The organism is Promicromonospora kroppenstedtii DSM 19349, assembly GCF_000515355.1.
GTDB classification, from domain to species: Bacteria; Actinomycetota; Actinomycetes; order Actinomycetales; family Cellulomonadaceae; genus Promicromonospora; species Promicromonospora kroppenstedtii.
This window is the reverse complement of sequence record NZ_KI911641.1, coordinates 72,284-78,897: the sequence shown is the minus strand read 5'-3', so window position 1 is coordinate 78,897 and position 6,614 is coordinate 72,284. Positions and strand designations below refer to the sequence as shown.

Genomic DNA, 6,614 nt, shown 5'->3' with positions numbered 1-6,614 from the left:
CGACGTGCGCCGTCACCCGGGCCCGCGGCGTGCCGTCGACCACGTCACCGGCGACCCGGAGCTCGCCGAGACGCGCGCCGGACCAGCTCTCCAGGGTGACGGGGCGCCAGATGCCGGAGGTGGCGGTCTCGATGCCCCAGTCCCAGCCGAAGCTGCACGCCATCTTGCGGATCGCGTTGTACGGGTGACGGTTGGTGTGGGGGCGGTAGCCGAGGGAGAGACTCGCCGCGTCCGCGTACCGCACGGGCGAGGAGAACGTGACCTCGAGCGTGTTCTCCCCCGCGCGCAGCGTGCGCGCCACGTCGAGCCGGTACGTGCGGTGCATGTTGCGCACGGCGCCGAGCTCGACGCCGTTGAGACGCACCGTCGCGACGGTGTCCAGGCCCGAGAAGACGAGCTCGTGGCGCGCGTGGCCGCCGGCCGACCACTCGAAGGTCGTGCGGTAGGTCCAGTCGGTCAGGCCGATCCACTTCTGCGTCGCCTCGTTGTCGTCGAGGTACGGGTCGGGGATCAGCCCGGCGGCCAGGAGGTCCGTGTGCACGCTGCCGGGCACGGTGGCCGTGACCGGACCGGCCCCGCGGACGGCGTCGGGCACGGGGCCACGACCGGGTTCGACGGTCCAGCCGTCGTGGAGCAGTCGGCGTTCGACCGTCATGCGAGAGGTCCCTTCGGCGGATCGGCTCTGAGTCGATGTGGACGATACCGAAGTGCTCGGCGCGGTAGGGTCCGGGGCCATGACGACGACGCCGCTGGTCGACGAGGTGGACTGGGCACGGCTGTTCCACGCGTACGGGGTCGCGTCGGACACGCCGGGGCACCTGCGCTGCCTGGTCTCCGCCGACGACGCCGCGTTCGACGCGGGCCTCGACCACCTGTACGGCGCCGTGCTGCACCAGGGGACGGTCTACCCGGCAACGGCGCCCGCGCTGCGGGCCGTGGCCGGGCTGCTGGGCGACCCCGTGCTGCGCCGTCGCGACGGGGACGGGCGGTCGCGTCTGGCCGCGCTGCTGGGCTGGATCGACGCGGTCGGCGACAGCGCGTCCTGGCACGAGGACACCCGCGAGCCGGACGCCGTCGAGCCCACGGCCGAGGAGATCGACGCCTTCTACCACGCGATGGCGGCGGACGACGAATCGGTCTGGGGTTCCGAGCTCAGCGAATACCTGTGGGCCCGGTCGATCACCGTGCTGCCCGCGGCGTGCGGCGCGGCGCTGGCCCTGGTCTCGACGCTCCTGTCCGACGAGGACGAGGCCGTGCGACTCGCGGCCCTCGACGCCTACGTCCGCCTCGCGGCGGTCCAGCCGGACCGGGTGACGGCGGCCGGACCGCTGGCCGCCGCCATGGACATCGCGTCCGGGCGGGACGAGCGCGCCGTGCTCGTCCTGGGTCTGGGCGACCTCGACGCGGACACCGCCCGCTGGCTGTCCGACGACGACCCCGCGATCCGTGCCTGCGCCGCTCTGCCACTGACCAGCTCCCCCGCGGCGACCGCCGTCCTCATCGAGGCGCTGCACGACCCGCTCGCGGCGGACGAGTGGTTCACCCGCCGCCCGTCGAGGTTCGGCATGCGCGTCCACTTCGGACTGGTGGCGAACCTGCTGGCCCGCGACGCTGGGCTCGCCGAGATCGTGCCCGCGTGCCTGCCCGTGCTCCGGGTCGCACAGGGCAAGCTGTGGTCGGACATGACCTGGGGCCCGATCCTGCTCCGGGCCTTTCCTGGCGTCGAGTTCCGGCCGGGCGTCCGCCCCGACCCGCCGCGGGACCTGGACGAGGCGCAGAAGGCGGTGCTCCGCGAGCTGGCCGCCAACGACGCCCTCTGGGACGACGGCGACGGCAACGCGGACCTCGCGCGGATGCGCGTCGGGCTGCCCCACGACCGCGCCGCGGTGGCCGACCTCGCGTCCTGAGGCGAGATGCCGCCGCAGGGCGCGGCCCGTTCAGCCGCGCACGCCTCCCCCAGGTGATGAGCTGGACGGCCAGGACGCCGAGGATCGCCAGGCCGCAGAGCGCCCACACCGTCGCGACGATCGACCGGCGGCCAACGGTCGGCGGGTGGAACGTCACGCCGCGGTAGCCGACCGAGAGCACGACCGCTGAGGCGAAGGCCGGTGTGAACCGGGCGTGAGGCCGGCACCCGGGCCGCGCTGGATAGGTCAGCGGGCACATCGTGCCGACGGCGGGAGGGTACGCGAGCACCCAGATGTCCAGGAGCGCCCCGAGCACGGGCCGGACGATGCGCGGCAGCGCCACGTAACCGCACGACGACAGCCAGGAAATGCAACCTTGGGGTTGCATTTCGCCGAGAACCATGCCAGGCTTCATTGCAACCGCAGAGTTGCATATTCTCGGAGGTCCTGATGTCTGGTCGACGGAGTCATGCCGGAGGAAGTCGTTCACGAGTGACGATCGCCCTGAGCGCGCTGCTCACCCTCGGCATCTGCGGAGCGGGCATCACGAGCCCCTGGCCGCACCGTGTCGAGCACCTCGCCGGCCCCGGCGCCATCCTCGCGGCCTCCCTGCCCACGTCGGCAGGCAACCACGTCGACGCCATCGGCACCGTCGCCGCGGCGGTCGCGACCCGCTCGCTGCGCCCCGCGCTCGCACCACGGGCGGCCGTGCCCGGGGAACCCGAGCCTGCCGCCTCCTGACCACCGACGCACTGGACCACCAACACGAGAGAGATAGGACACTCATGGAGAACACGCAGAACCCCCAGGCCGTGATCGACGCCGGCGCCTTCACCGTGCGACGCACGATCCAGATCAGCGCACCGTTGGAGAAGGTCTGGCGCACCGTCACCGAACCCGAGCTGGTCTCGCAGTGGTTCGGCCATGTGACGCTGACCGGCTCCGGCGCGGGCGCCCTCGGCACGATCGGCTGGCCGGGCGAGCGCCGGGTGCCGATCCGGGTCGAGACCTTCCAGCCCCCGCGCGAGGTCTCCTACCGCTGGTGCAACGAGGACGGTCCGCTGCCGGACACGGTCGACGAGGCGCGCTCGACGGTCTTCACCTTCACCCTCGAGGCGGCCTCCGGCGGCACCCGGCTCACCGTCGTGGAGACCGGCTTCGAGAACACCAGCGACGCGGCGGGGCTCATGACCGACCACCGTGGTGGCTGGGACGCGGAGCTCGACAAGCTCGTCGCCCTCCTCGAGGGCCAGGCATGAACACCGGACCATCACTGGACGCAACTGTGGTCGCCATGTGCAGCGCTCTGGCGGACGAGACCCGGTGGAGCATCCTGACCGCTCTCGGCCAGGGCGACGCCTCGGCGTCGGCCCTGGCCCGGAGCCTGCCCGTCACCCGGCAGGCCATCGCGAAGCATCTCGGGGTGCTCCAGGAGGTTGGACTGGTGGAGACCGTGCAGGTCGGCCGCGAGGTGCGGTACCGCGTCATCGGGACCGAGCTCAGCGCCGTGGCCCGCCGCCTCGACGCGATCGGCACCGAGTGGGACCGCCGCCTCGCCGCGATCAAGCACATCGCCGAGAGCATCTGACCGCCACCCCCGGGGGCGCCGCCGCTCCCCGGGGGGAGTCAGCCGCCGTTCGACTGCCGGATCCCCTCGGCCAGGGCGTCGAACCGGTAGACGAACCCGCCCGCCGCGCCGCTCACCGTCGCGTAGGCGTCCGTGGTCCCCGGCCGGATCGCGATGTTGGTCGCGGACTGCAGGCCGTCGCCCTCCGCCGGGATGGAGACGGTGGTCAGGTGCGTGCCGTCGGGGCCGTACACCCGCACCTCCGGCCGGCCGTGCATGCCCTGGTAGACGTTCCCGGCGGCGTCGACAGCGTTCGAGTCCGTCTGGGCGACGCCGCCGTCGACATGAATGGCGGCGTGGCCCGAGACGACGGCCGTCCCGTCCCGGTCGAGGACGAGCCGGTCGATGCGGTTCGCGTCGAGGTGGCTGACCCACAGCGCGTCGCCGCCGACGTCGAACGAGATGCCGTTCGGGTTCGGCTGGTCGTCCGCCAGCACGGTCACCCTGCCCGTGGCGCCGTCGACCCGCAGCACCCTGCCCGCCGGTTCCGCGCTCGGGTAGGGCGTGTACGCGGAGTCGGTGACGAACATGTTCCCCGCCTCGTCGAACGCGAGGTCGTCGGGGTGCATGGCGCGGCCCGCGACCCGGCCCTCGGCGACAATCGCGGGTCGTCGCCGTCGGGCGTGATGCTGACGATCCGCTCGCCCGCGTAGTCGGTGAGGTAGATACGCCCGTCCGCGGGGCCGAACTGCGCCGAGGTGTAGGCACCGGTGCGGTCGGTGAACACCTCGTCGACCTCCCGCGTGTCGAGATCGACCGCCATGACCTTGGGCCCGCCGGCCGGAGCCGTCACGTCGACGACGTAGAGCCTGCCGTCCTCGCCGAAGGTGGGCCCCTCCAGCAGGGTCATCCCGGTCTCCTCGTGCACCGCGGTCAGCTGGACCACTCGTTCGGCGGTGACCGCTCGATCGTCAGGCACGGGGGTTGCCGGCCCCGAGGCGCAGCCGACCACCGTGGCCAGCACGCCAAGGCCCAGGACGACGCCGCCTGCCCTACCGAGATTGCTGGGCGCTCCCACCGGTCAGCTCTCCTTCGCGGCGGGGGCGGAGACGGCGTCTGGGTTCGGCGGACAGCACATGGCAAGGCCTCTCGTCGGCGGACGGCGGACGTCCCGCCACCCCCTCATAAAAACGTACGTTTGTGTACGTTTTCAACCCGGCGCCGGGCCGCGAGTCATCGACTGTGCTCGGCGAGGATGATCCCGCGCAGGCCCGGAAGACGGTAGGAGAGCACATGGCGGGCACCTCCGTGCGGTTGCGCCGGCTGGAGCTACCGCCCGGAGGGGCCTCGGACGGGGGCGTCGAGGCCTGAGGTCACGGCCGGTGCGATGACGCCGCGGCGCGGAGGACCTGAAGCACGCTCTCGGCAGGCACCTCGCACGGCTTGAGCACGGCGCCGTCGGCGGTGAACCAGATGTTCGCGCCGAGCCCTTCCGCGCTGCCGAGGCGTTCCGCCTCGAACGAGACGACCTTGCCCCCGGCGCGCGTGGTGCGGGTGACTCCCCACGCCTGCCCTGCAATCCGTGCGCGCGACCAGCCCTCGGGTATCGCCCCGATCAGCGCGTCCAGCCCCTCGTTCTGCGACTCGCCCATGTGCTCGCCTTTCTCGCCGCGTGGTCGCCCCGAGACCCAGGGCGCACCCGCCTCAACCTGCCGGCGCGGGTGGCTTGTTCCCGGCGGTGGCGGGTCGCCGTCGAGTGCGCGATGGAAGCGGCTTCGGCGCGTGGCTGTCCGTTCCGGGCCCGCCAGGACTGGCACGGTTGTTCCCTGGTTCAGAATGGCGGCTCGCCGGGTCCGGATGGGGCGGTGAGGTCGCAGGCGTCGGAGGTATCGGAGGGGTCGGTCGCCGGTGCGGTCGTGGTGTAGGCACGCGGCAGGCGGCGTCCGGTCAGGGCACGCAGGGTCAGGTCGTGACTGGTGTCCGGGTCGACCTGGTCCAGGTCCACCCGGGTGTCCAGGACCGTCGGCGGCCGGGTGTGCTTCTTGCCTGTGGGCGTGGTCCAGGTCGTGATCCCGCTGGCCGGGTCCCGCACGACACCCCAGCCCGCGTGCGTCTTGAGCAGATGGTGACGTCGGCAGAGCGCGTGGAGGTTCCCGGCACGAGTCTGCCCGGGTTCAGTCTTGCCCGCTGCATCAGGGCGAGCATCCTGGTCGTGGTCGAACGGCTCGATATGGTCCAGATCGCACGATGCGGCCCGGGAGTCGCAGCCGATGAAGGTGCAGGTCCCGTCCCTGGCCTCCACCGCCGACCGGAGCACGCGGCCCGGCTTGTACGCGGTGGTGGAGTAGTCGGTGAGCACACCCGTGACCGGGTCCGTGAGCAGGCGCTGCCAGGTCGCATCCTCAGCGATCAGGCGTGCTGTCTCAGCCGGGACCGGGCCGAAGCCGTCCAGATCACCTGGCGCGTCGTCCAGGCCCAGGAGCACGCTCGCCGGCACGGTCACCCGCACGACGGGGCGCGTGGGCGTCATCCGCACAACCGTCTCGTGGACGACCGGCGCCCGGCCACCACACGTGCAGACCGGACCGGCACCAGCATCTGCGGCGCCCGTGTCGCTGCTGATGTTCGCAGTCGCACTCATGCCCGTGTCCCTGCCTGGATTCGTGCGAGCAGTCGTGCTCGCGTTCGTGCTCGCGTCCGGGTCCGTGTCCCCGGTCGCATTCGTCGTCACGCCCGCACGCGTGGTCGTGGCGTCCTCCGCTTGGCAAGTGGCCCCGGACCGGTCCCCCGGCACCAACCGGCCGGTCACGATCCCCGTCAGACAGTCCGCATGCAACTGACCCAACGTCCGTTCCTCACCGGCGGTGTACCGCAACTGGTGGGCCAGGTCGTCCACGACACCCCACACCGCCGCAGCATCCACCGCAGGCAGATACGCCGACAACCACCCCATGTCGTTCTCCGCCCGATCCAGCTGCACATTCCGGTCCAACACCGCCGCCCGAGCCGTCTCCTGCGCGCCGTGCCTGGCCTTCGCGAACGCCAACAGCTTGTTCCGCAGCCACCGCCACGTCCGGAACGGGGCCTGCGGCAGGTACCGGGCAACCGCCTCGGCCCGCTCGACCACCGTCAACTGTGCG

At 72.3% G+C, this 6,614-nt stretch carries 8 protein-coding genes; 4 read left to right on the top strand and 4 right to left on the bottom strand.

What is annotated here, in order from left to right; all coding sequences use genetic code 11:
* A partial coding sequence (locus PROKR_RS08190; RefSeq protein WP_036961769.1) for a glycosyl hydrolase 2 galactose-binding domain-containing protein occupies positions 1 to 655 on the bottom strand: 655 nt, incomplete at its 3' end.
* 79 nt (positions 656 to 734) lie between these two features.
* Here PROKR_RS08190 and PROKR_RS30610 point away from each other — a divergent pair.
* The 4 genes from PROKR_RS30610 to PROKR_RS08170 all read left to right on the top strand — a co-directional run bounded on the left by PROKR_RS30610 (position 735) and on the right by PROKR_RS08170 (position 3,495).
* Positions 735 to 1,907: a hypothetical protein gene (locus tag PROKR_RS30610; RefSeq protein WP_051432783.1), complete on the top strand. Its 1,173-nt coding sequence runs from the start codon at positions 735 to 737 to the stop codon at positions 1,905 to 1,907.
* Positions 1,908 to 2,399: 492 nt separating this feature from the next.
* Positions 2,400 to 2,648 carry a hypothetical protein gene (locus tag PROKR_RS08180; RefSeq protein ID WP_036961766.1) on the top strand — a complete coding sequence of 83 codons (249 nt, stop codon included), beginning with the start codon at positions 2,400 to 2,402 and terminating at the stop codon, positions 2,646 to 2,648.
* A 44-nt stretch (positions 2,649 to 2,692) separates the two neighbouring features.
* Positions 2,693 to 3,166, top strand: a complete 474-nt coding sequence (locus PROKR_RS08175) for an SRPBCC domain-containing protein (RefSeq protein WP_051432782.1) — start codon at positions 2,693 to 2,695, stop codon at positions 3,164 to 3,166.
* Positions 3,167 to 3,201: 35 nt separating this feature from the next.
* Entirely contained in the window at positions 3,202 to 3,495 is a 294-nt protein-coding gene (locus PROKR_RS08170) for an ArsR/SmtB family transcription factor (RefSeq protein ID WP_245605748.1), read from the top strand.
* Positions 3,496 to 3,533: 38 nt separating this feature from the next.
* Here the strand turns inward: PROKR_RS08170 and PROKR_RS36865 are convergent, their stop codons facing one another.
* The 3 genes from PROKR_RS36865 to PROKR_RS30605 form a co-directional block, all read right to left on the bottom strand.
* On the bottom strand, positions 3,534 to 4,103 hold the full coding sequence (locus tag PROKR_RS36865) for an SMP-30/gluconolactonase/LRE family protein (RefSeq protein ID WP_211240071.1): 570 nt from the start codon (positions 4,101 to 4,103) through the stop codon (positions 3,534 to 3,536).
* A gap of 744 nt (positions 4,104 to 4,847) precedes the next feature.
* Positions 4,848 to 5,126, bottom strand: coding sequence for a hypothetical protein (locus PROKR_RS08160; RefSeq protein ID WP_036961761.1), 279 nt, complete (start codon positions 5,124 to 5,126; stop codon positions 4,848 to 4,850).
* A gap of 179 nt (positions 5,127 to 5,305) precedes the next feature.
* On the bottom strand, positions 5,306 to 6,614 hold a 1,309-nt coding region (locus tag PROKR_RS30605), incomplete at its 5' end, for an HNH endonuclease signature motif containing protein (protein ID WP_169736355.1).